A 24,568-nucleotide genomic window follows, 5' to 3' on the forward strand; every position below is an offset into this window, starting at 1 on the left:
ACAACGAATTAAACCTTAGATTTGTTAATAACGTTTACATTTTGAAATTATTTGAGTTCATTTATTGTCACGTAGTTTTAGAAATAATAGAAAAGGATTATGAAATTTAATACAAAGACAATACATGGCGGTCAAGAACCAGATCTGGCTTATGGTAGTGTTATGCCTCCAATTTATCAAACATCAACTTTTGCGCAATCTACTCCAGGTGGTCACAAAGGGTTTGTATATTCTAGAAGTGCGAATCCAACAAGGAATGCTTTAGAAAAATCTTTTGCTAGTATAGAAAATGGTGAATTTGGATTGGCTTTTGGTTCTGGATTAGCTGCTATTGATGCGGTTATAAAACTATTAGAGCCAGGAGATGAGGTTATTTCAACTAATGATTTGTATGGTGGAACGTATAGACTATTTACTCGTGTTTTTGAGAAATTTGGTATCAAGTTTAACTTTATAGGTATGGAAAAAGCCTCAAATATTGAGAACTATATCACTGACAATACGAAGTTGATTTGGGTAGAAACACCTACAAATCCAATGATGAATATCATTGATATTAAGACAACTGCAGCAATAGCGAAGAAGTATAATGTGCTTTTAGCGGTAGATAATACGTTTGCAACGCCCTATTTACAACGCCCTTTAGATTTAGGAGCAGATATAGTAATGCACTCAGCAACAAAGTATTTAGGTGGCCATAGTGATTTAGTCATGGGAGCACTAGTTGTTAAAGACAAAGATTTAGCAGATCGGTTGTATTTTATTCAAAATGCAAGTGGAGCAGTATGTGGCCCACAAGATAGTTTTTTGGCTTTGAGAGGAATTAAAACTCTACACATTAGAATGCAACGCCATTGCGAGAATGGTAAAGCGGTTGCAGAGTATTTAGCAAATCATTCAAAAATTGAAAAGGTGTATTGGCCAGGATTTAAAAGTCACCCTAATCATGATATTGCAAAAGCGCAAATGAATGATTTTGGAGGGATGGTATCCTTCACTGCAAAAGGGAATAATTATAACGAAGCGATTAAAATCATTGAAAACCTTAAAGTTTTCACATTGGCAGAATCTCTTGGAGGTGTGGAGTCTCTAGCTGGCCATCCCGCAAGTATGACGCATGCCAGTATTCCTAAAGAAGAAAGAGAAAAAATAGGTGTTGTGGATTCGTTAATTAGATTGAGTGTTGGTATTGAAGATGAAGAGGACTTAATTTCAGATTTGAAACAAGCTATTGGATAATAAGCCATATCATAATACTAAAAAATTAAGTATAACTTGGTCTTTTGCTTATTTATAGGTGTGTTTTAATCAAGATAGTAAATATATCCAAAGTTGAGCCAAACAAGCCAATCGTTGGCTTTATTAGAGGCAAGGTTGTGGTCTAATCCATCAACTTTATCATTGAAATAATATTGCCACCTTAGGTCGATCATTAAATCTGAAAGCACAGTAAGTTTATACCGTGTGCCAATACTTCCAACTACAGACCAGGCGGTTTGATTTCCATCGAATAAAAAAGAATCAGTATTAAAATCTGGGTCTGTAGCATTTACCCAAGGTTGATAAAAATTATTAGAATCATCAATATTAGTAGAGCCATTATAAACTGTTTCGACATCTGGATTAGAGGCGGTTAAATGCACGCCTAAACTTACAAAAGGAGCAAAAGAATAGCCAAAGGCTTGGAATGAGCGAATGCTTTTAGGGAAGAATTCTATTTGAGTACCAATGTCAAAATTTTGTGCAGTACCAGAGTGTGTTCTTAAACGTTCTGCATTAGCCCCAGTTTGAGAGGCATCTGCCCATTGCCCAAAATGGTTGAGTTCTGTTTTATTCCAAGAAATTTCATTACGTAATTTAAAATGGTCGTTAAAAAATGTATCTGTAGAATAACAGTTACAATCTGCTCGGTATGCAAAATTAATGTAGTGCACAACACCAATACCAATACCAGTATTTCCAGAGTTAGTAGCAAAATCACTTCGCTCTCCAAAATCTGATTGAAAAGCAACTGGACCAGCAATGACACCAATCTCGTTAGAAAAACCAAGTTGCGAGTAACATTTGTTTATGCCTAGTATAAAAACGAAAATAAAAGTTAATTGTTTAAAATTAAGCGTCATGGGTATTTTTCTTAGGGCTTATTCCCTAGCAAATATATAAAAAGTGGATGAACTATCAACTAAATAGATGAAATGTAAAAAATACCCGAAGAACGACAGTTTGATAAATAAACACTCAAATAAGTTTTCACTGAGAATATTGAAATTAATAGACGAACATTTTAAAGATAATGTATCTTTGTACTACAAAAATCAACATAGATTATTAATACTTTAATAGATGAAAGATAAAATTGAAGCTTTTTTAAAACTTGTAGAAGACAAAAACAGTCATGAGACTGAATTTTTACAAGCTGTACACGAGGTTGCTGAAACAGTTATTCCTTTTATTGAGGATAATCCCAAGTATCAAGGGAAAATGCTCTTAGAGAGAATGGTTGAGCCTGAACGTACCATAATATTTAGAGTGCCTTGGATAGATGATCAAGGTAATACTCAAGTTAATAGGGGATTTAGGGTAGAATTTAATTCTGCAATTGGACCTTACAAAGGAGGATTACGTTTTCATCCATCTGTAAATTTAAGTATTCTTAAATTTTTAGGATTTGAGCAAGTTTTTAAAAACTCGTTAACCACATTACCAATGGGTGGTGGAAAAGGAGGAGCCGACTTTAACCCAAAAGGAAAGAGCGATAATGAAGTTATGCGTTTCTGCCAGTCATTTATGTCAGAATTATTCAGACATATAGGAGCCAATACAGATGTTCCCGCTGGTGATATTGGAGTAGGTGGTCGTGAGATCGGGTATATGTTTGGTCAATATAAAAGATTACAGAATGAGTTTACAGGAATTTTAACTGGTAAAGGTATCAGTTATGGAGGCTCGTTAATTAGACCAGAAGCTACAGGCTATGGTTGTGTCTATTTTGCTAAGAATATGTTGGCTACTAGAGGTGATTCTATTAAAGGAAAAACCGTTGTTATCTCTGGATCAGGAAACGTAGCGCAGTATGCTTGCGAAAAAGTAATCCATTTAGGTGGAAAAGTAGTTACAATGTCTGATTCTGGTGGATATATTTATGCTCCGGATGGAATTCATTCTGAAAAATTAGACTTTATAATGAACCTTAAGAATGTAGAAAGAGGAAGAATTAAAGAAGTTTCAGAAAAATTTGAAGGTGTTGAATACTTCGAAGGAGAAAGACCTTGGTCTGTTAATTGTGACATAGCACTGCCTTGTGCAACTCAAAATGAATTAAACGCTGATGAAGCAAAACAATTAATAAATAATAATGTAATTGCTGTTGTAGAAGGGGCTAATATGCCTACAACACCAGAGGCTATGCAAGCTTTGCAAAATGCTAAAGTATTATTTGCTCCAGGAAAAGCATCTAATGCTGGAGGTGTTGCAACGTCTGGGTTAGAAATGAGTCAAAACTCATTAAGATTAAGCTGGACAAGAGAAGAAGTTGATGAAAAACTCAATAGAATAATGGACGACATTCATGCTTCTTGCGTAGAATATGGCACAAGAGATGATGGATATGTTGATTATGTAAAAGGAGCTAATGTTGCTGGTTTTGTAAAAATAGCAGATGCAATGCTCGCTCAAGGTGTCGTTTAATACTTTATATTTTATAGAAAAAAGCTCTCAAATTTAATTTGAGAGCTTTTTTTATATGTACCACTTATATTATAAGTAGTTAAAAAGTCGTTAGATATAAATATATTTGACAAAAAAATAATTGATATGTTTAAAAGAATAGCATTTATCCTTTTAGCTTTAATATCCTTTGAAGGTGTTTCTCAAGATTTCTCATCACTTTGGGAAGGCTATTTTTCATATTTTGGAATTAAAGATGTCTCTAGAGGGAATGATAAAATTTTTGCAGCCTCAGAAAATGCTATTTTTACTTATGACGTTTTTTCAAATGAAATAAATAAAATAACGACTATTGAAGGGCTTTCAGGCGAAACAATTTCTACCATTTCATATAGCGAATATTTTGGTTTATTAGTAGTGGGATACGAAACAGGTTTAATAGAAGTCGTTTTTGATGATGGTGAAATATTATCTGTGGTTGATATTCTTGAAAAAGAAAGTATTTCTCCAGTATTAAAAAAAATAAATCATTTTAATGAAAGTGAGGGGCTTTTGTATATCTCTACAGATTATGGAATCTCTGTATATGATTTAGGTCAATTACAGTTTGGGGACACTTATTTTGTTGGAGATGGAGGAAGTCAAATTTCAATTAGTCAAACAGCAGTTTTTAATGGTTTTATGTATGTAGCAACGAGTTCAAATGGACTAAGGAAAGCCGATGTAACAAACCCTAATTTGATTGATTTTCAACAGTGGACAACAATTGTTAGTGGCAGTTTTATTGCGATTCAAAAAGTGGGTAGTAAACTATATGCTGTCGCTCAAAATAAAGTTTTGTCTGAAGTTGTGAGTGATAATTTAAGCCCATTATTTACTTATGCAACATTACCTGAGGATGTACGATCTATTAATTTAAATTTGGTCGTTACTCTTAAAGAAGATGTTTTTGTTTATGATGAAAATTTTAATCAAATACAAACAGCATCTACAAATGAGGAGTTTGACACAGATTTCACATCGGCAACGATATCTAATGATAATATTTATATTGGAACAACCACTAGTGGTGTTTTGAAAACAACTCCCGAGAATTCACAAATATATGACGTCATATTGCCAGATGGACCAACAAGTAATGCTGCATTTAAAATCCAAACTGGAAATAGTGAGTTATGGTTAACTTATGGTGAGTACACCGTATCATTTAATCCCGGTCCGCTGAACTCTAGAGGTATAAGTATTTTGAGGGATTCTGAGTGGAAGAATATTCCTTATGACAGCTTGCTCACTGCAAAAAATTTAGTGGATATTGCCATTAATCCATTTAATCCAAGTCAAGTATTTATAAGTTCTTTTCAATTTGGAATTTTAGAAATGAATAATAATGAAGCAACTGTGTTATATGGTCAAGACAACAGTGGCTTAGAATCTTTAGTATTACCTAATAATCCAAATTTTGTAAGTATTCGTCAGACCGCTTCCAAATTTGATAGAACAGGTCTAATGTGGACACTAACTTCAAAAGCAGATAGAGCTTTGAAGTCTTATGACCCAGCTACAAATCAATGGGAAGGCTATAGTTTCTCAGAATTAATACCTAATGCGCGAACAGGAGAGCAAGGTTTTGCTGATTTAGAAGTGGGCAATGGAGGTATGAAATGGTTAGCATCTTATAAAAATGGAGTTATAGGGTATAACACTGAAACAGAACAAATTAGTAATGTGTTTTCCGAAGAACAAAATATGCCATCTGCTCAGGTCAGAGCAATTGCTTTAGATAGCAGAAATCAACTCTGGATCGGCACAAATAAAGGATTAAGAGTATTATTTAATACTTCTAACTTTATTAATGATCCAGATCCTAGCGTGAATGAAATAGTGATTTTAGAAGATGGTATACCAACGGAGCTACTCTCTAATCAATTTATTACAGATATTAAAGTAGATGGATCAGATAATAAATGGGTTGGAACTTTAGATTCTGGAATATTTTATTTCTCTGCAGATGGGCAAGAAACCATATATCAGTTTACTACAGATAACTCTCCATTACCCTCTAATGCAATATCTGATATTTCTATAGATTCAGAATCTGGTAGGGTTTATATCGCTACAGATAGAGGTTTGGTGTCTTTTTCATCTGGAGGGACAAAGCCGCAAGAAACACTAGAGGAAGCCTACGTTTATCCAAACCCGGTACGGCCAGAATATGATATTTTAGGTTTTGACGACTTAAATAATATTAATAATGGTGTCAAAGTATCTGGACTTACCGAAAATGTAAATGTAAAAATTACTGACATCGCAGGAAACCTTGTTGCCGAAGCTCAATCTAGAGTCAATCAAAGATCCTCAAGGCAAAATTATAATTTTGCTATTGATGGTGGTACAGGAATCTGGAATGGTAAGAATTTAAGAGGAAATGTCGTGGCTTCTGGAGTATATTTGTTTTTAATATCAGATTTAGATTCGTTTGAGACGAAAGTTTTAAAATTACTGATTGTTAGATAACCAACTCCCAATATGCTTAATAAATCAAAAGTTATTGTGCTCTCTAAACTTAAATATAGAGACAATGACCTTATAGTAAAATGCTTTACACGGCATCGAGGTGTTGTTAGCTACTTACTTAGAGGGGTTTTAAATACCAAGAAAGGTAGTTCGAAAGCCGCATATTATCAGTTATTATCTCAACTTGAGATAGAAGAAAATTATAGGCAAACTCAATCTTTACAATACATTAAAGATGTTCGCTTAGATTATAATTACACCACACTACATACTAATTTATTTAAGGGTTCTATAGTGATGTTTCTTTCAGAGGTGCTGTCTTCGGTACTAAGAGAAGAAGAAGAAAACCAACCGCTCTATCATTATTTAGAAACGACATTGAGATGGCTAGATACCAAAGATGAATTTTCAAATTTCCACTTGCTCTTTCTGCTAAACCTAACTAAGCATTTAGGGTTTTATCCAGATATTTCAGATACAAATCAGAGGTATTTTAATTTAAATAACGGTCTTTTTGAATCTAAAAAACAAGATGTTTACAGTATTTCCGGTGAAAATTTAACAATTCTCAAACAGTTGTTAGGCACAAATTTTGATGCCTTGGATGGTATTAAATTAAGCTCAAAACAAAGACAGTCATTTCTAGCAATGCTATTGCTATATTTTGAATTACATTTGGGCAGTTTTAGAAAGCCAAAATCACTAAAAATTTTCAATCAGATATTCAATTAAAATGTATGACGTTAAGACTTTCAGTTTTATTTATTTTTTCTTTCATAATAGGCCATTCTCAAACTGTAACAGTTTTAGAAGAGGGTACAAAAAAACCTATAGTTGGTGTTACTATTTTTAATTTCGAAAAAGATAAATTTGCTATAACTAATTTAGAAGGTAAAGCCTCATTAGAGCGTTTTGATATTAATGAGACTATCTATTTTCAAAACTTATTATACAAGAAGACATCTATAAAGATTGTAAAGTCAGGTCTTGATTTCACGGTGTATTTGGTGTCTAAAATAGAAGGTCTAAATCAAATTGTTATTTCTGCATCTAAGTTTGAGCAAAGTAAACGCGATATACCGCAAACTATAGTTAATATTAGCACAAAGGATATTGAATTTGAAAACCCACAAACTAGCGCAGACCTTTTGGAGAGTACAGGTAATGTCTATATTCAAAAAAGTCAATTAGGAGGAGGAAGTCCGATGATTAGAGGGTTTTCTACAAATCGATTGTTAATTACAGTAGATGGTGTTAGAATGAATAATGCCACATTTAGAGGCGGAAACTCACAAAACGTAATTTCTATTGATCCATTTACAATTCAAAATACAGAAATAACTTTAGGAGCAGGTTCAGTAGTTTATGGAAGTGATGCCATTGGTGGTGTCATGAGTTTTTATACCCAAAAACCGCAATTATCATATAAAGATTCCTTGTTTTTTAGTGCTAATACAGCGGTTAGATACGCTTCTGCTAACAAAGAAAAAACAGGACATTTAGATTTAAATTTTGGGTTAAAAAAATGGGCCTTTTTGACCAGTTTGAGTTATACAGACTTTGATGACCTTAGAATGGGAAAACATGGGCCTGATGATTACTTAAGAACAGAATATGTTGAAACCATCAATGGTGAAGACGTTATCGTTCAAAATGAAAACCCTCGCATTCAAACGCCGACAGGATACGATCAAATCAATGTTTTACAAAAAGTTAGGTACGAACCAAAGGAAGATTTAAGTTTTGATTTAGGACTGTATTATACAACAACATCTAGCTATCCAAGATATGATAGGTTGCTGAGGTATCGCGATGATCAATTACGTTCTGCAGAGTGGGATTATGGACCGCAACGTTGGTTTATGGGTAATCTTCAAGTGACCAAATTAAGTAGTAGTTCAAACTTGTATGATAAAATTCAAGCAACAGCTGCATATCAAAATTTTCAAGAAGGTAGATTCGATCGAGATTTTCAATCAAGCATTAGAAATGTAAGGGAAGAAGCAGTAGATGCGTATTCTCTTAATGTTGATTTCGAAAAAGGCTTGAATGAAAAGAGTAAACTGTTTTATGGCTTGGAGTATGTTTATAATCATATAAACTCAACTGGAGAAGAGGTCGATATCGTTACAAATACGGCGAGTCCAACAGTATCGAGATACCCAAATGGTTCTAATTGGCAATCTTTAGCGGCTTATGCGAGTTTTAAATACAAACCAAATACCACGTTTGTGTTTCAATCGGGTTTACGCTATAATCATGTGGTTGCTAATGCCGATTTTAGTGAGAATAATGAGTTTTTAAACCTCCCTTTTAATTCAGCAAAACTTGATGCAGGAGCGTTAACAGGGACTGCTGGTATAAGTTGGATTCCTAGTGAGATGATACAATGGAAATTAAATGCATCTACGGCATTTAGAGCTCCAAATATAGATGATATCGGTAAGGTGTTTGACTCTGAACCAGGTTCTGTTGTTGTACCAAATCAAAATTTAAAACCAGAGTATGCTTATGGAGTTGAATTAGGTCTAAAGCTTAATTTTGACAATATATTCGTTTTAGATATGGCAACGTATTATACGTTTCTGGATAACGCTCTCATAAGAAGAAATTATACTTTAAATGGAGAATCTCAAATTTTATATGACGGAGAATTGAGCAATATACAAGCGATTCAAAATGCTTCTAAAGAGTGGATTTATGGATTTGAAGTAGGAATGAAATTAAATATTTCTGATAAACTAAGATTGACATCACAATATAATATTATAGGAGGTACTGAGGAAGATGATGGTGTTGAGGTTCCAGTGCGACATATAGCTCCAAATTTTGGAAACACACATATTACATGGGAATCTGGTAGATTTTTAATAGATGCTTTTGCAGAGTACAACAATGAATTATCATTCAATAAACTAGCTCCTTCAGAGCAATCTAAAGATTTTATATATGCTTTAGATGCTAATGGAAATCCTTATTCGCCTTCATGGTACACGTTAAATTTGAGAACTAGGTATCGCTACTCTAAAGTGCTAACAATAACAGCTTCTTTAGAGAATATGACAGATCAACGGTATAAAACCTATTCTTCTGGTATTGCAGCGCCAGGAAGAAATTTAATTATTTCTCTTAGATATAGTCTATAAAAAAAGAGGTTTTAGTGTCGACCAAAACCTCTTTTTTTTTAAAACATAGTATCTGTTTTAATTTGTTTTTACAGCCTTTTTAGTAATCGTTTGTCCGTTAGATAGCCTTACTCTAGCGATATAAGCAGCCTTACTTAATTGCGATAAATTATACGTTTCAGTATTATTTTGACCTCTTAGTTTGTAGATCGTTCTCCCTAAAATATCTAGGATTTCAACAGCATTGATAGTCATATTCTTCCCTACGGAAAATTTCACATCTCCATTACTTAGTTCTATAATGGTTAAATCGTTAGGAGATACCTCGTTCTCGTTTATTGAAAGTGATTCGGGTTGAAAAACAATTTCAAAACGGTCGTTGAATTCTCCAGTTTCCGAAGTAAATGTATAATCATTTGAGCTTAAGTTATGAGTGATATTCATAAGCATATCTTTAAGATAAACGGTGTTAGTCGTCATGAATTCACCTTCTAATTGATAAATAGAGAAAGTATATAATGTGGCGTCATCAATTGAAGTGTAAAAGCCAATAGGTATAATTTCCTCAGTGTCTAAACTGTTTGGTTCTTTACCTTGAATTGCAAATTTTGTAGGAGTACTATTTTCAATTATAGAATAAATTATTGAGTTAGCGTTTGTTGAAAGGTTTTTAGAGGCATCAAAATACATACCATCATTACCATCTGTCGCGCCATCTATGTAAGCGACTAGAATTTGATTAAACACACCATTATCAGACGTTAAGTTTAACCAAATTTTGTTGTCTTGATTAGCACTATTGTTTCTAAAGAATTGGTCGTTATTTCCAGTAACTCTCATGCTATTATTGAAAATTACATCTGTTGTTCTAATGGTGCCGGTGCCACCTACCAAAGTTGAACTAGAGCCATCATCCATAGATACAAAGAATCCTTGTCCTGAAGGGATATGTCTTGTTGGCATAAGTAGATCTCCACCCATAGTTTGCCCAGATCCGTTTATAATAGCATAATCACTTTGTGAGTAGTTTAAGTTTTCATTACCATTGGTAGTGCCATCAGCATTAGTTTTGTGCGACCAAAAGAAAATAGCACCACTGGTAGAACCTACTGTTTGATCTATACTTGTGTTAGCCGTTAAAAACAAATCGGCATCTATTGCAGAAGGGTAGGGGTTACCAATAAAATTCCAGTTGTTGTCCATAGTTTCAACATCATTCCTGTAAATAGGAACAGTAATGATACCATTGTTGAATGGTCCTTGGAAGTCATACTTATATCTTGCTGGAAAAGTAAACAGGAATGATTTAAGTGTGGAAGCGTATCCCACACCAGCAAGCATTGTGCTAGCAGCAGCAGCAGGTGTCCAATCATTAGCATCATCATCTATGTCATCTTGTCCATCTAATGTAGCGTCATCGTTATTCGTTTCTTGGGTTTCGTCTAAATAGTTTTGGGCATTAAACCAAAAGCGTCTTACAGCAGAAGCTTCGTTTAAACCGTCTTCAATAGTCTCTCCAGAAACGGGAGATGACCAATACGTATATTCTTGATAAGTATTTAAAAATGCGGTTTCTTTTTCAACAGTTATTTTTGTTTTATCAGTCAAAACATCTCCATCAACGATGGCTAAGTCATCAACTTGTACAAAAGAGCCGTCTGTTTTAATGATGATATTTCCATTAACCGTTAGATTATTTTGAACTCTAACAAACGTATTATTTTCTATGCTTAAAGTATGTCCTGTATTAACAATTAATTGACAGGCTTCAAAGCTCGTCTCGTTATTTGGTCCACCAACACTGGTGTCATAATCACCATCAATAAACACAATGCTATCAATAGCAGGTGGAGAAGACCAATTAGTGCCATCCCAAACAGATTTACGGATATCTAAAAGAACAGCGTTAGTTGCAATATAGCAAGTAATATTATCTTCACGCACTTGACAGTAATATTGATAGTCATTGAAGTTAGACGTATCTAATATATTTAAAGTTACAGATTGTTGACCAGTGTAACTTGTATTAGATGTTAAGATTTCATCCCAAGTATTTGATCCAGGTGCATTAAAAAACCATCTGTATTCTAAATCTTGAGTATCTGTTGGTTCGTCAAAGCCTTCTATTCCCGCTATCGTTAAACTTGCTGAGAAGTTACATGCAAAAGTTGGATCAATGGGTTGTAAAGTAACTGTTGGTGCTACACCCGTAGAGAAGTCATAAGCTCCCATCGTAGAATAATCAACATCACTACAATCTGTATCATTCCAATCTGTTATTATCCATGCTGTAGCTATAAAATTCGGATCTGGGTTTGGTATTATTGAAGAGGTATCTCTTTGGAAATTAGCACCTTTATTATTCAATCCTAAACCAGTGGCCCATGTTTCATCTCCAGAAGTTCCCCAAGCATCAACGATTCCATTAGGATTAGCACCAGTAATAGCAGCTGGTGAGTTTAAACTAATAAAATCATGTCCCAGATTTGGGTTATCTACTCCAGAAACCTCCCTAAAGAAGTTAATACTTGCGCCTACTAGTGATTGTTCTATTTGAGCTAAACTACCATCGCCACCTGCAACAGCGCACTGAGAAGATGCTGGTAATACGCCCATTGCTATGACATAGGTACTATTATTAGTAACAGAGCCTGAGTCCAAGACTAGTGTTTTTGGTGCCGTTCTATTTCCATTGTTGTAGAGTACTATACTGTAATTGGTCGTTGCAAAATTGATTGTTGCTCCAGTAGCATTATATAATTCAACATAAGTTAAACTGCCCGAAGGAGAATCAGTGACTTCACTAATAAATAAGTCTGACACTGTTGCACTAGTGCTTGTTTCACAACCAGAAATAGTGTCATTTAAAAGCGTGAATGTATTACTGAAAACACAACTGGTAGTAAGCTGAACACTCAATGGTCCACCTACAGTAATTGTATTAGGCAGTCTTACAACAAGCTCTGCAGTTGTATCTGAGATTGTTGTAAGGGCAACACCATTTAAAGTGGCAGTGGCTCCTGTTAAATCATTTCCAGGAGAAAGGATTGTCACCGTTGTACCTGCAGGACCCTCAATAGGAGATAATGTTCCACTTACTGATGGACAATTTGCTGTTCCTCCCACAACAAATGTGTAGGGATTTTTATTGGGATCAGAGTTAGCTATAGACACCGTAACACTTCTAAATCCAGATAATGTGGTAGGTTGAAAAGTAATTGTGAAATCTTGTGAAGTTTCAGCTGCAAAAGGGTTTGTAAAACTTGAAGTCACAAAAAAGTCTGCTGTATCTCCAGTGAGTGTTATATTAGAGACTGTTAAATCTGCTGTTCCTCCTTCATTTCCAACCCTAAAGGACTTTGTTTGTTGTGTTGCATTAATAGTTTGTTGTGCGTATAATGTATTGTTAAATCCTAGTGTTGATGTACTACCATTCGCAATAGTTGGATTACTACCTGTCACTCCTCTAACTATGATATTAGGACTAGGCGTAAACCCCTCTCCTGTTAAATTGACAATACATGAACCTTCGTCAATATCATTATTATTGATTATTAAAACGCTTGTCAATATGATATCAGAAGTTGGTGTAAACTGTACTGTTATAGTTTGAGAATTCCCAGCAGTTAAAGTCAATGGCGCTGTTGGAGAAACAATAGTGAAATCTCCAGCAGTTAAATTTAGTGACGAGATATTTAAATCTGCAGTTCCATTATTTTCAATATCAAAAGTTAAATTTGAAGAACTTCCATCACTAGCTAAGCTACCAAAATCAATGGTATAGCCACAATTTTGATTTGACGCTGTATTATCAACTAATTGAAGTTCTGGGTTCGGAGTACCCGTATAGCAAGTCCAAGATAAATTAGAAATAAGGGTTCTATTTCCAGAATTTCTTAATTCGATATCTATGGTTCCAGTTACGTTTATGGTTGCTGTAAAGGTGCTTGAGGTAGTATTACTTACTGTTATATTTCCACCATATTGTGTTCCTCCAACAAAGACTTGTAATGTAGAGTTTCCTGTGAAAATTCGAGCATAATCAAATGTGATAATACCACAACCTCCTGGAAAAGAAGTATCGTTAGTTAACGAGCCAGTTCTTAGCATTATAGCTTCATCACCATTCAAATCTTGATCAGACCTTGAGTCTGTGGCAGTCCAATCTATACTATTATCACCAGTCCAGTTTTTTGTGTTATAAGTACCATCATCACTAACGTTAACAAAAGATTCACTAGCACAAGGTCCAGTAATCGTGGTTGCATTAGCGGTTAAAGGATTAGTGCTATTGTAAGCAGGACCTCCTGCACAAGGAGAATTGTTATATGCAAAAACGAAAAAATAATATTGAGTTGTTTGTGATAATCCAGAAGCTATAAATATTGTAGCGTTAGAGCTTTGCACGACAGTTCCTCCACCTAACGGGTCTCCATTTGTATATATAGTTCCATCAACAGGGTTTCCACTTAGAGTAGCCGATGTACTTACAATAATTAAATATTCATCAGCAGTTGCTGCGGTAAAAGAACCATCAATTGATGACCCAGTAATGTTTGTTAATGTTAAACCTGTTGGCTGTCCTGAAGGGGCGACACAAAGTGCTTGTGTCACTTCACCACTCACATTTATGGTTGGTGTACTAGATAGTCCTGGTGTGGTATTGGTGATTGAAATCGAATTACTGTAAGTGTTTTCAGTAAGACCAGCTACTAATCTAGTATAAATTGTAGTTGTACCATTTAGTGTTGCAGCAGGTATGTTTACAGCATTAGCATAACCACCAACAGCGGTAAGTGATACTTCAAAATCTGTAGAATTAGAAGTTACTGTTGTTGTTGTTCCAGCAACTAATAGGTCTCCAGTAACATCAAAACTTTGTGAAGCGGATGGGCCAGAACCAAAAGCATAGTCTAAATTATTAATAGTTGTTGGTGTGGCTGTGATGTTGGGAGATGGAGTGGCAGTCGTTCCTTCTAAAATAATATTATCAAAAGCTCCAAAGTCAGGGCCATTTTGTTTTGCAGATAAAACAATTCTAACATCAATTGTCGCATCAGGAATAGTTATAGTTTCTGTTAGCCATCCACTAGTCGTAAAATTATCAGTTCCATCAACCAAAAGCACATCACCTTGGCTTAAATTATCAAAAAACACTTCATAAAGGATATCATCCCCATTGTCAAATCCGATAATATTATAATCAAACGAAATTGTTTTGCTTATGTATGCCGATGTATCAAAATTTGGTAAGGATATAGTTTCAAAATCGTTACCACCACAATTCCCGTTTAAATCTGTAATTCCCCAAAATTGAGGACCATCACTGGGGTTTATTGCACTTAACGTAGTCGAGTAATCCCATCGATCATCTCCATTTGTACAAGGAGGAGTCGAAAAAGTTAAAGGAGTCCATGTGTCTCCTGAAGTTTCAAAACTTTGTTTAGCAAATGTCACTTGCCCATAACCAGACCATACTGCACACAAAAATGCAATTAAAACGAGGGCGTAATTCTTTTTCATAAGGATGAATTAATTGTAATATATATGCTAACAATATACGCGCACAAAATTACGCAAATATACGTACTACTGAATCAGTTAAGGTATGACTTTTATTAACAAAACGTTATATATTTGCCCTATGAATCTACAAAAAACATATACCGTCGATGAAGCGCAAAAAAAGCTAGAGCATTATTGCGCCTATCAAGAGCGTTGTCATAAAGAGGTCACCCAGAAATTATATGATATGAAAATGATTCCTGAGGCGAGAGACAAGATTATTGTACACTTATTACAACATAATTTCTTGAATGAAGAGCGTTTTGCTCAGGCTTATACACGAGGGAAGTTTAGAATAAAAAAATGGGGCAAACAGCGCATCCAGATAGAACTCAAACGACGAGATATTAGTAAAACCATAATAACCATTGCGCTCAAAGAAATTAGTGATGTGGATTATTACAATACGTTTCACGCTTTAGCAGAAAAAAAAGCAGAGACCATTAGAGAAACGAATGCTCAAAAGAAACGAAAAAAATTAGCAGATTACCTTTTTTACAGAGGTTGGGAAAGCCATTTGGTGTATGATAAAATACGAGAGTTAATTCCATAAAAAAAGCATCTTAATTTAAGATGCTTTTTGATTCTATGTTTTAACTTGTAACTTATAAATTAAATACAGCTCCAATATTTAAAGCGAACTGATTGTGAATGTAATAGCCAGCATCTGACTTGTCATTGCTGTATTTTGCTAATGGAAAAGTAGCTTCTGTAAATACGCCAAAACCTTCAGAAAAGAAATAACGTGCACCTAAATGACCACCAAAATTCTTTAGACTTATGTTTAGACCAGGATATAAATCAAAATTATCATCAATATTCAATACATTACCTAGGTTAGCACTAAATCGTCCTCTTAAGTCAAAACGATCGCCAAAATCGGCATCTAATCTGTCATCAATTCCTAAGGCATAACTTGAAGAGATTCCTACTGAAATATTTTCTCCTAAACCATAATCATAAGTCACATTGATTCCTGTTGCTTCATCTTGGATGTTTGCTCCAACTTGAAATTTTTGATCTCCTTTACCTGTAAATGCTTGCGCGTTTAACAATGAAACAGAGACTAGCGCTAAAATTAATAGTATGTTTTTCATTTTTTTAAATTTTCAATTTAAGTGTTTTATCGACCGCCAGTCACGGCTCTTTTTTAATTTGAATATGCAAATATATTACAACTTTTTAATACTCAAGTGTTTTTATTTAAAACTCTTATGGGTACGAGAAATAGCCTGTTCGTTTTTCCAATCAATCCAGGTTTGTCCTTTTATACGTCTCATGAGATTATCATAATTGCGCATAATGACAAGATTATATATGGCCTGGCCAAAGTTTTTGGGACGTCTCGCAATAGCACGTAAACTCATTGAAAACCCTGGAGTTAGGTATTTCATATAATGCCAATAGCCTTCTGGCATGTATAATACTTCGCCATGATTTAATTCACATTGCCAGCCTTTTGCATGTTGGAGTGCAGGCCATTTTTTGAAATCTGGATTTGAAAAATCAATATCCTCTCGAGTAATTAATGAATGCGGAATCTTATATAAATACTCGTTTTGTTTCTGGTCAAATAAAATGCATTCTTTTTTGCCTTCAAAGTGGAAATGAAAGATATTGGCTAAGTCAATATCATAATGCATGAATGTATGGGAGTTTTTACCTCCAAAAAATAACATGGGAAGACGCTTCATTAATTTTAAACCAAAATCAGGAAACGTATAATCTTTTTGTAATTGCGGGATTTCCTTTAAGAGATTCCAAAGAAAAATACGGTATTTTGTGGGCTCAGATTGGAGTAAGGTAACGTACGCACTCATTTTCATTGTCGCATGAGGCTCATTAAAGCCATCTTTGTAATCTACAGGACGGTCATCATACAAAGGTACGGTAAGATCTCCCGCAACATCTTTAATGTAGTCTAAACTCCATTTATTATATGCAGGCCAGTTTGTTATACCCTGCTCAATCACCACAGGTTTTTGTGGTTTAAAGTAATCCTGTATAAAGTCCTCTTTACTAATGTTTTTAACACGAGGAATATCCTGAAGATTGAGTTTCAAAAGAGGAAAAATTTAGATTTCAAAGTTAAGCAAACGTTACCAAATGAAATTAATTGTTTACTAAAATGTATACGTTTCAATCAAGATGACGGTTTTTGGAAGGGGTTAATTTCCGAAGAAAAAATAATACGTATGCATTATTAATCGTTCTTGATTTTATATTTATTCGAGTTTGAGACGATCAGTATATAAGGAAGCCCAATGGCAATGGATAGAAAAAATAGATATAATTCTATACGATCATCTGCAAGCCATAGAGACAACGCAGAACCTAAAAGCAGTAATGCAGCCATTCCAAACATCCCATTTCTAAACACACTGGCAATACCTCGAATGTCTACTTTTTTCTGTTCTTCTTTAGACATGGTATGATAACCTGCAATAAGCATATAGAGTTTGCCATATTTTATCAATAGGCCAAGAACTATAAAAATTATAGCAACCATTATATTCATTTATTTCAAAATTTTAGCTTTTTGTTTGGCCTCTTCATTACGCTCAATTTTGTGATTAGGACGTGTCCATTTTGGTTTTTCACCTAGCGTTTGATATTGAGAATCAGTGGCCTCAATCGTTTCTGGTTGCGTTTTTTTGACGAATGGTTTTTGCGGATTTAAACCTAATAGTTTAAACATTTCCATATCCTCACCTACATCTGGATTAGGTGTGGTTAATAGTTTATCACCAGCAAAAATAGAGTTAGCACCTGCAAAGAAACACATGGCTTGACCTTCACGAGACATTTCAGTTCGTCCAGCACTTAATCGCACTTGAGTTTCTGGCATCACAATTCTAGCAGTAGCAACCATACGCACCATATCCCAAATAGATACTGGTTTTTGGTCTTCAAGAGGGGTTCCTTCAACAGCAACTAAAGCATTGATTGGAACTGATTCTGGTTGGGGATTCAATGTCGCTAGAGCGACTAACATGCCCGCTCTATCTTCAATATTTTCACCCATACCAATAATGCCGCCAGAGCAAACCGTTACATTGGTTTTTCTTACATTATCAATAGTTTCTAAGCGGTCTTCATAGCCACGGGTAGAAATTACTTTTTTATAATATTCTTCACTAGAATCTAAGTTGTGATTGTAGGCATATAAACCAGCTTCGGCCAAACGCTGTGCTTGATTTTCGGTAATCATACCAAGTGTACAACACACTTCCATTTCTAGTTTGTTAATGGTTCTCACCATTTCTAAGACTTGATCAAACTCTTCGCCATCCTTTACATTACGCCAAGCTGCTCCCATGCAAACGCGAGAGCTTCCCGAAGATTTTGCACGCAACGCTTGAGCTTTTACCTGTTGTACGGTCATGAGATCATTACCTTCAATATCGGTATGGTATCTTGCTGCTTGCGGACAATAACCACAATCCTCAGGACAACCACCAGTTTTTATAGATAATAATGTAGACACTTGAACCGTATTTGGATCGTGATGCACCCGGTGAATTGTGGCAGCATCAAAAAGCAAATCCATTAGAGGTTTGTTGTAAATCGCTAATACGTCTTCTTTGGTCCAATTGTGTTTCATCTCGCTCATAGTAATGGGTTAGTCTTATTAAAATCAAAAATACTTATTTTACACCCATAAATTCATCAAAAATCGCATAAAATTTTTCAGGTTCTTCTAGGTAAGGGTTATGGCCACTTTGTTCAAACATTTCAAATTGAGCTTGAGGCATGTAAGTTTTATAGTGTACTGCAAACTCTGGTGTTGATACACCGTCATATCGTCCAGCAACAATTAATGTTTTAGCGTTCACATCTTTTAATTGTTGTCTATAGTCTTGATTAATCATACTCCCAGAGACATCAAAATCACCATCATTTCCAATAATTGCAGTATAGACATCTCCAGCCCAACCTCTGTATTTTTTCTTCGGAACTTTTGATCGTAACGCCGTATTATGATAGTAGATGTATTTTGTAGGGAAATCTCCATAAACTGTTTTTAGTGGGTCTTGACTAGATACGTATCCTAATTTCCGAAGAGAATCTACAGCAACCCATTTCTCAGGAAAATGCGTTTTAGCATAATGGTTATAGCTATCACAATTGGCTTGCCACATGGCTCCAGAATGGAACCCATTTATGAGTACCATATTTTTCACATTGTCTTTATATTTTATAGCATAGGCTTGCGCAGGAACGGTTCCATAAGAATGTCCAACAAGTGAGATTTTGTCAAATTTTAGAAGCGTTCTCAGTTTCTCAATGAGTTCAACATCTGCTTCTACACTGTATTCAGTAGTGTTTTTGGCGTCATCACTCATACCGCGACCCAACCAATCAAAAAACACAACGGTATTGGTTTTATAATACTGCCCAAAAGCACCTTGCATATAATCATGAGAATTACCAGGACCTCCAGGAAGAAAAAATATGGGATCGCCTTCACCTAGAACTTCTACATTGATGTTGTAACCATCAATGTTATAAAACTCGGATTCAAATTTATCGAAGATATTGGGATCTGTTTGTGAATAAACTGTTGAAAAAGTAAAACAAGCAAAAACAAATAAAACTTTTAGTGTAGAGGTCATAATGATGAGTTTATTGTACCTGTAATTATAAAGAGCGTGACAAAAAAAACCCGCTAAGAAGCGGATTTTTATAATGAGGTACTCACTCTATTAACTCTCGTTGTCTTCTTTTTTATTCGGAAGTGTTTTCGTGTCTGCTGCAGCTGCTTTGTCTTTACCTTTTAAATACTCAGGCAAATCCATACCAGCCATATTAAACATGTCCTGTAATGGCGGAACCGATTTGTACATACCTGATAAAAAATTAGCTGTAGACGATTTTCCGTTTTCGCTAGTGGCACCGCTATCCCAAACAGTCACTTTATCGATTTTGATATTTTTGATAGCTTCCGCTTGTGTTCTTACTAATTCTGGTAATTTATCAGCAATCAATAATAAGACAGCATCTCTGGTGCTATTTCCAGCAGCCTTTACAATTTGTTCCATACCAGCAGCTTGTTTTGTTAAGATTTCATACTGACCTTGCGCTTCGGCTTGTGCTTTAAACAGTATCGCATCAGCTTCTCCTTTTGCGCGTCTTCTAATACGCTCAGCCTCTGCTTCTGCATCTATTTCTACTTTGCGTTTATCAATTTCCGCAGGAATGATAATATCTGCCATTTGAGATGAACGCTCACGCTCTGCTCTAGCGACTTCTGCTTGTTGTTCTGCAGAGTAAGACTCTTCTAGTGCTTTTGCCGTTTGAACTTTTTCAGATGCTATAGCCACACGTTCTGCTTCTGCCTCACGTTGACGACGTAATGAATCTGAATTTGCAACTGCGATTTTTGCTGTATTTTCTCCTTCTACAGCTTTTGCATTGGCTGCAGCAACCTGTGTTCTTTCATCCTGTACAGCATTGGCTTCACCAATAGATCCATCTCTAGTTTTTTCAGCAACCGATTTACGTGCTGCGTTAATAGCATGCGCTGCAGCTTCTTTTCCTAAAGCTTCAATATAACCAGACTCATCAACGATATCTGTAATGTTTACATTGATTAATTTTAAACCAACTTTCTTTAGTTCCGTTTCAACACTTTGAGAAATATTAGTTAAGAATTTGTCACGATCATTATTAATTTCTTCAATATCCATTGAAGCCACTACTAAACGTAATTGGCCAAAAATAATTTCTTGAGCTAATTCTTGAATTTCATTTTGACCTAGGCCTAATAAACGCTCAGCAGCATTTTGCATGACACCAGGTTCTGTAGAAACTCCAATAGTAAATCGTGATGGTACGTTTACACGAATATTTTGTTTAGAAAGTGCATTTACAAGGTTTACTTCAATAGATATTGGTGTTAACTCTAGAAATTCATAATCCTGAAATACAGGAATGATGAATGCTGCTCCACCATGAATACATTTGGCAGATTGACCGCCACCTACTTTTCCATACACGACTAAAATGCGGTCAGAAGGACAACGTTTGTAGCGTTTTATAAGAATGATTAGAAAGACAAAGACGAAAAGTAATGCAGCAACTGCTGCAATAGGAAAGCCTAAATCAAAGCTTTGTTGTATCACTAGGTAGTTCATAGGTTTTTGTTTTAACTGGTTCTATTGTTTTAATTGGTTCTATTGGCTTTTTGGTGTGTTCTACTATTAATATGCCATTGCTGGTGACGTCTACAACTTGAATGATGCTTCCTGATTTTAGTTCAGAAAGTGAATCTGAAAGCGCTTCAAGTTCTCTTAAAGTTCCTTGAACTCTTACGCTTACTTTTCCCATCCTTGTGCGATTTGCGCCAATGGTAAGATATACCTCACCTATGGCATTAATGGCATTTTTGTAATCTAAAGTTCCGCTATCTGTTAGTTTTTTCATCCCATAAAACATAGCGCCCATGATACCCATCATTAGTAATCCGCAACCTAAAGCAACGATGACACTTACAGGTTTTGAAAACCCTACATTGATACAAGCAATACCGATCCATCCAAAAATGGTAAGGAAGCCAACGAGATTTTTAAACGTGATAAATTGAAACCCGATACCTCCATCAGCATCAATTTCAGAATCTAGACCATCAAAGTCATCACTACCATCCATTCCAAGAAAGGTCGTTATGATTACAAAAACGAAAATTAGAGAGCCGATGAGCGCAATAATCCAAAAGAATTTAGAGAATCCATCTAAAGCTGAAAACCATTCCATAGTCGGTTAGTGTTAAAAATTAATACTTAAAGATAAGACGTTTAAAAATGTCTTACAATTTTATTTTGAAAGTAAAATAGAGACTGCGTTGCCACCAAATCCTACGGCATTTACAAGAACATATTTGATATATTTTGGTGTTTTGGCTTTTAAGTAGGGTATCGCGATGAATTCTTGATGTTGTAACATCATAACTGCCATCTCAATATTTAAAAGTCCTGAGGCACCAAGGCTGTGACCTATCTTCCATTTATTAGTAGTCAATGCAGGGATTTTGTTACAAAAAATAGTTGTAATTGCATTAATTTCTGCCTGATCACCTTTAATAGTTCCCGGAGTGTGTGTGACGATAACGTCTATGTCTTCTGGATTTATATCGCCTAAAGCCATTCTCATTGACCGTTGAAAACAAATCGCGTTTGTTGATAATGACGCGTTATGTTCAAGGATTTCAGTAGCGTAACCAATACCAATAATTTGTGCTAAAGCGTTTTCGGTTGTTCCAGATTCTAGACAAGCCATTGCTGCACCTTCACCAAGAATCATGCTGTTTTCGGTTTTATTAAGGTTTAGGGCTTGGTTTGGGTAAAGCGTTTTGACTGCGCTCAAGGAGACATCGCTCTTGGCATAAATTTTTAAAGCCTGCATTTGTGCAATCGTAAACGCCGTTAAAGGCGCTTCACTACCACCTACTAAAAACTTGTCACACATGCCAGAATTGATCCAAGCAATTCCGTTGAGCATCGCATGTAATGCGGTAGAACAGGTTATAGAATGTGAGATTTCTGGACCTTGGGTTTGTAAATCATGAGCAACCCATGATGCGATATTTCCTAAGGTTGTCGTTGGTGAACTTAAGGTTTCTGCTTTCTTGTTTTTTAGAAATTCTTCATGATATGTTTCAAAAAGCGCTGTTGCACCTCTCGAGGACCCAATATTGATTCCAAAATTATCTGTCGCTTTCCATCCAGCACTTTTAATAGCGTTACGAGCAGAAAAAATAGCGTATAACACCGAATTGTCTAATGCTCTATATTTTGAGTTAGACTGCCGTAAATCTTCAATGTCTGCTTTTAATGCCTTCGGAAATGTAGCCACGAGAACACCGTCTTTTTCAGTGAAACAATGAGAATCATTCAAATAGTTATTCCAAATATCGATAGGCGTTTTTCCTAAAGGAGAAATGGATGCTAGTGCAGTTATGGAAATAGGGTGTTGCAAGTAAATTGGTTTTTGACAAAGATATTAATATCGCTTTATTTTCTTGTACGGTTTTAGAGTCTTATTGATTTTGATTTAGGGTGCTATCACATCGAGCGAAGTCAAGATGCTTAAGTGTCTCGACTCCCCTTGAAATGACGGATGAAAACCTATACAATCTCCAAAGCCTCTTCAATGACTTGATACACTTTTTTGAGCTGCGTATCTGAAATCACATAAGGCACTTGAATATAAATCGTATTTCCTAATGGTCTTAAAAAGACCCCTCGATCCATAAAGAATTTAAGGAGTTTATCCCTTAAATCACCATAACGTTCCATTTTGGTATGGAGGTCTAATGCAAAAATAACACCTATATGTCGTGTTGATTTTACGTTTGGATGGTTTTTAATCTTTAGTTCAAATGCTTCATGAGCTTTGGAGATTTGTTTGATGTTGTGTTGAATTTCCGAAGAAATTAAAAGCTCAATTCCTGCAATAGCCGTCGCGCAAGCTATTGGATTTGCCGAATAGGTATGGCAGTGAAAAAAGCCTTTAGCCATATCATTACTTAAAAAAGCATCATAAATAGCTTGAGTACAAGACGTAATTGCCATTGGGATTAATCCTGCAGTTAACGCTTTACTCAAACAGATAATGTCGGGTTTGGTCGTGATATGATCTGATGCAAAATAACGTCCTGTCTTACCAAAACCCGTCATGACTTCATCTGCAATAGTTAAGATTTGCTGTTGTTTACAATAGGATAGGATCTCGTTTAAACCATGGGCATCATGAATTTTCATTCCTGCAGCACCTTGGACTAACGGCTCGTAGATAAATCCTGCTAGATTATCTTGTGTACTGTAATCTTTAATGAGGTTTAATATGTGCTGAGTATTGTTCCCATCTGGTGTTGGAATCCTTTTAACATCAATCAAGAACTCTTCAAATGGACCATTATAAACCGATAAGCCCGAAACACTCATCGCTCCAAAAGTATCACCATGAAACCCGTTTTCAAACGCCATAAACACAGCGCGTTTGTCACCACTATTGAAGTGGAATTGCAATGCCATTTTGATGGCTGCTTCTACAGCAGTTGATCCGTTATCATTAAAGAAAATCTTGTTTTGACCGTCTGGCAGTATTTTTATAAGTTCTTCAGATAAGCTTATTGCAGGCTCATGTGTGAAATCACTAAACATGATTTGATCGAGTTGTTGCATTTGCTTGTAGGTCTTCTCGATGATATAATCGTTGCAATGTCCATACATGGAGGTGTACCATGAGGAAATGGCGTCTATATAGTCATTGCCATCTTCATCTGTAAGGATACAGCCTTTTGCTTTTATAATTGCAAGGCTTTCTGGATGCAGCTGGTGTTGCTTTAGTGGATGCCACAGGTGTTTTTTATCTCTTTGTTTTAGGGTCATAACATTTCCTGCAAAGGCAGGAATCTCTTTTTTATTAAACTTGGTTTTTTTGACCTCGCAGGTTTTGAAACCGGTGAAGTCTGCTTGCTTTTATGTTGTTGTAACAAAACTAATTGTTTTTTGTCATTCCTACGAAGGCAGGAACCTACTTCCTTTTTTATTCTTTCATTCCTTTTGTCTTGAAACAAACTGCGGAGCACATCCTGAGGACCATAAAATAAGAATAGACGAATAAACAAAACAAAAACTCAAGTTGAAATGAGGGGTTTTATAGTATGTATTTCAATGGTTAGTGCTTAGCATTGA

At 35.4% G+C, this 24,568-nt stretch carries 17 protein-coding genes; 6 read left to right on the plus strand and 11 right to left on the minus strand.

Features of this window, described 5'->3' with window-relative positions; genetic code table 11:
* Window positions 1–99 precede the first annotated feature (99 nt).
* Complete coding sequence (locus H593_RS0101245) at window positions 100–1,239, plus strand: cystathionine gamma-synthase (RefSeq protein ID WP_028870740.1); 1,140 nt, start codon at window positions 100–102, stop codon at window positions 1,237–1,239.
* A 65-nt stretch (window positions 1,240–1,304) separates the two neighbouring features.
* Here the strand turns inward: H593_RS0101245 and H593_RS0101250 are convergent, their stop codons facing one another.
* Window positions 1,305–2,123: a THC0290_0291 family protein gene (locus H593_RS0101250; RefSeq protein WP_028870741.1), complete on the minus strand. Its 819-nt coding sequence runs from the start codon at window positions 2,121–2,123 to the stop codon at window positions 1,305–1,307.
* Between the two features lie 220 nt (window positions 2,124–2,343).
* Here H593_RS0101250 and gdhA point away from each other — a divergent pair, with 220 nt between their 5' ends.
* From gdhA to H593_RS0101270, 4 genes are all read left to right on the plus strand, one after another.
* Window positions 2,344–3,687 carry an NADP-specific glutamate dehydrogenase gene (gene gdhA / locus H593_RS0101255; RefSeq protein WP_028870742.1) on the plus strand — a complete coding sequence of 448 codons (1,344 nt, stop codon included), beginning with the start codon at window positions 2,344–2,346 and terminating at the stop codon, window positions 3,685–3,687.
* 126 nt (window positions 3,688–3,813) lie between these two features.
* The gene (gene porZ, locus H593_RS0101260) at window positions 3,814–6,180 is read left to right on the plus strand and encodes a type IX secretion system anionic LPS delivery protein PorZ (protein ID WP_028870743.1); all 2,367 of its coding nucleotides are present in this window, start codon (window positions 3,814–3,816) and stop codon (window positions 6,178–6,180) included.
* A gap of 12 nt (window positions 6,181–6,192) precedes the next feature.
* Window positions 6,193–6,912 carry a DNA repair protein RecO gene (gene recO, locus H593_RS0101265; RefSeq protein WP_028870744.1) on the plus strand — a complete coding sequence of 240 codons (720 nt, stop codon included), beginning with the start codon at window positions 6,193–6,195 and terminating at the stop codon, window positions 6,910–6,912.
* A 5-nt stretch (window positions 6,913–6,917) separates the two neighbouring features.
* Window positions 6,918–9,326 (plus strand): TonB-dependent receptor plug domain-containing protein, encoded by a 2,409-nt coding sequence (locus tag H593_RS0101270; RefSeq protein WP_028870745.1) that lies wholly within the window; start codon window positions 6,918–6,920, stop codon window positions 9,324–9,326.
* Window positions 9,327–9,383: 57 nt separating this feature from the next.
* Here the strand turns inward: H593_RS0101270 and H593_RS0101275 are convergent, their stop codons facing one another.
* Window positions 9,384–14,828, minus strand: a complete 5,445-nt coding sequence (locus tag H593_RS0101275) for a choice-of-anchor D domain-containing protein (protein ID WP_028870746.1) — start codon at window positions 14,826–14,828, stop codon at window positions 9,384–9,386.
* A gap of 121 nt (window positions 14,829–14,949) precedes the next feature.
* On the opposite strand from H593_RS0101275, the gene H593_RS0101280 reads away from it, so the two are divergent.
* A complete protein-coding gene (locus H593_RS0101280) occupies window positions 14,950–15,423 on the plus strand; it encodes a regulatory protein RecX (RefSeq protein ID WP_028870747.1) in 474 nt (157 codons plus the stop codon).
* A gap of 52 nt (window positions 15,424–15,475) precedes the next feature.
* Here H593_RS0101280 and H593_RS0101285 read toward each other — a convergent pair whose 3' ends face one another.
* From H593_RS0101285 to bioA, 9 genes are all read right to left on the minus strand, one after another.
* Window positions 15,476–15,967: a DUF6646 family protein gene (locus tag H593_RS0101285; protein ID WP_028870748.1), complete on the minus strand. Its 492-nt coding sequence runs from the start codon at window positions 15,965–15,967 to the stop codon at window positions 15,476–15,478.
* Window positions 15,968–16,069: 102 nt separating this feature from the next.
* Window positions 16,070–16,933, minus strand: a complete 864-nt coding sequence (locus H593_RS0101290) for a cupin-like domain-containing protein (RefSeq protein WP_028870749.1) — start codon at window positions 16,931–16,933, stop codon at window positions 16,070–16,072.
* 140 nt (window positions 16,934–17,073) lie between these two features.
* A complete protein-coding gene (locus H593_RS0101295; RefSeq protein ID WP_037051142.1) occupies window positions 17,074–17,388 on the minus strand; it encodes a DUF3784 domain-containing protein in 315 nt (104 codons plus the stop codon).
* Window positions 17,389–18,483 carry a biotin synthase BioB gene (gene bioB / locus H593_RS0101300; protein WP_028870751.1) on the minus strand — a complete coding sequence of 365 codons (1,095 nt, stop codon included), beginning with the start codon at window positions 18,481–18,483 and terminating at the stop codon, window positions 17,389–17,391.
* A gap of 34 nt (window positions 18,484–18,517) precedes the next feature.
* Window positions 18,518–19,486, minus strand: coding sequence for an alpha/beta fold hydrolase (locus H593_RS0101305; RefSeq protein ID WP_028870752.1), 969 nt, complete (start codon window positions 19,484–19,486; stop codon window positions 18,518–18,520).
* Between the two features lie 90 nt (window positions 19,487–19,576).
* Window positions 19,577–21,007: a flotillin family protein gene (locus tag H593_RS0101310; RefSeq protein WP_028870753.1), complete on the minus strand. Its 1,431-nt coding sequence runs from the start codon at window positions 21,005–21,007 to the stop codon at window positions 19,577–19,579.
* On the minus strand, window positions 20,976–21,626 hold the full coding sequence (locus H593_RS18295; protein ID WP_051229583.1) for a hypothetical protein: 651 nt from the start codon (window positions 21,624–21,626) through the stop codon (window positions 20,976–20,978). The genes H593_RS0101310 and H593_RS18295 overlap by 32 nt, the downstream gene beginning before the upstream one ends.
* 60 nt (window positions 21,627–21,686) lie before the next feature.
* Complete coding sequence (locus tag H593_RS0101320) at window positions 21,687–22,847, minus strand: beta-ketoacyl synthase N-terminal-like domain-containing protein (RefSeq protein WP_037051146.1); 1,161 nt, start codon at window positions 22,845–22,847, stop codon at window positions 21,687–21,689.
* Between the two features lie 149 nt (window positions 22,848–22,996).
* Window positions 22,997–24,262: an adenosylmethionine--8-amino-7-oxononanoate transaminase gene (gene bioA / locus H593_RS0101325; RefSeq protein ID WP_028870755.1), complete on the minus strand. Its 1,266-nt coding sequence runs from the start codon at window positions 24,260–24,262 to the stop codon at window positions 22,997–22,999.
* Window positions 24,263–24,568 lie beyond the last annotated feature (306 nt).

It is taken from the genome of Psychroserpens burtonensis DSM 12212, assembly GCF_000425305.1.
Lineage (GTDB): Bacteria > Bacteroidota > Bacteroidia > Flavobacteriales > Flavobacteriaceae > Psychroserpens > Psychroserpens burtonensis.

Bases quoted from the DNA above. Each gene is read 5' to 3' on its own strand.
- recO (WP_028870744.1), top strand. From the start codon at position 6,193: ATGCTTAATAAATCAAAAGTTATTGTGCTCTCTAAACTTAAATATAGA.
- H593_RS0101310 (WP_028870753.1), bottom strand. From the start codon at position 21,007: ATGAACTACCTAGTGATACAACAAAGCTTTGATTTAGGCTTTCCTATT.
- H593_RS0101270 (WP_028870745.1), top strand. From the start codon at position 6,918: ATGACGTTAAGACTTTCAGTTTTATTTATTTTTTCTTTCATAATAGGC.
- bioA (WP_028870755.1), bottom strand. From the start codon at position 24,262: ATGACCCTAAAACAAAGAGATAAAAAACACCTGTGGCATCCACTAAAG.
- H593_RS0101280 (WP_028870747.1), top strand. From the start codon at position 14,950: ATGAATCTACAAAAAACATATACCGTCGATGAAGCGCAAAAAAAGCTA.
- H593_RS0101250 (WP_028870741.1), bottom strand. From the start codon at position 2,123: ATGACGCTTAATTTTAAACAATTAACTTTTATTTTCGTTTTTATACTA.
- gdhA (WP_028870742.1), top strand. From the start codon at position 2,344: ATGAAAGATAAAATTGAAGCTTTTTTAAAACTTGTAGAAGACAAAAAC.
- H593_RS0101285 (WP_028870748.1), bottom strand. From the start codon at position 15,967: ATGAAAAACATACTATTAATTTTAGCGCTAGTCTCTGTTTCATTGTTA.
- bioB (WP_028870751.1), bottom strand. From the start codon at position 18,483: ATGAGCGAGATGAAACACAATTGGACCAAAGAAGACGTATTAGCGATT.
- H593_RS18295 (WP_051229583.1), bottom strand. From the start codon at position 21,626: ATGGAATGGTTTTCAGCTTTAGATGGATTCTCTAAATTCTTTTGGATT.
- H593_RS0101245 (WP_028870740.1), top strand. From the start codon at position 100: ATGAAATTTAATACAAAGACAATACATGGCGGTCAAGAACCAGATCTG.
- H593_RS0101275 (WP_028870746.1), bottom strand. From the start codon at position 14,828: ATGAAAAAGAATTACGCCCTCGTTTTAATTGCATTTTTGTGTGCAGTA.
- H593_RS0101305 (WP_028870752.1), bottom strand. From the start codon at position 19,486: ATGACCTCTACACTAAAAGTTTTATTTGTTTTTGCTTGTTTTACTTTT.
- porZ (WP_028870743.1), top strand. From the start codon at position 3,814: ATGTTTAAAAGAATAGCATTTATCCTTTTAGCTTTAATATCCTTTGAA.
- H593_RS0101295 (WP_037051142.1), bottom strand. From the start codon at position 17,388: ATGAATATAATGGTTGCTATAATTTTTATAGTTCTTGGCCTATTGATA.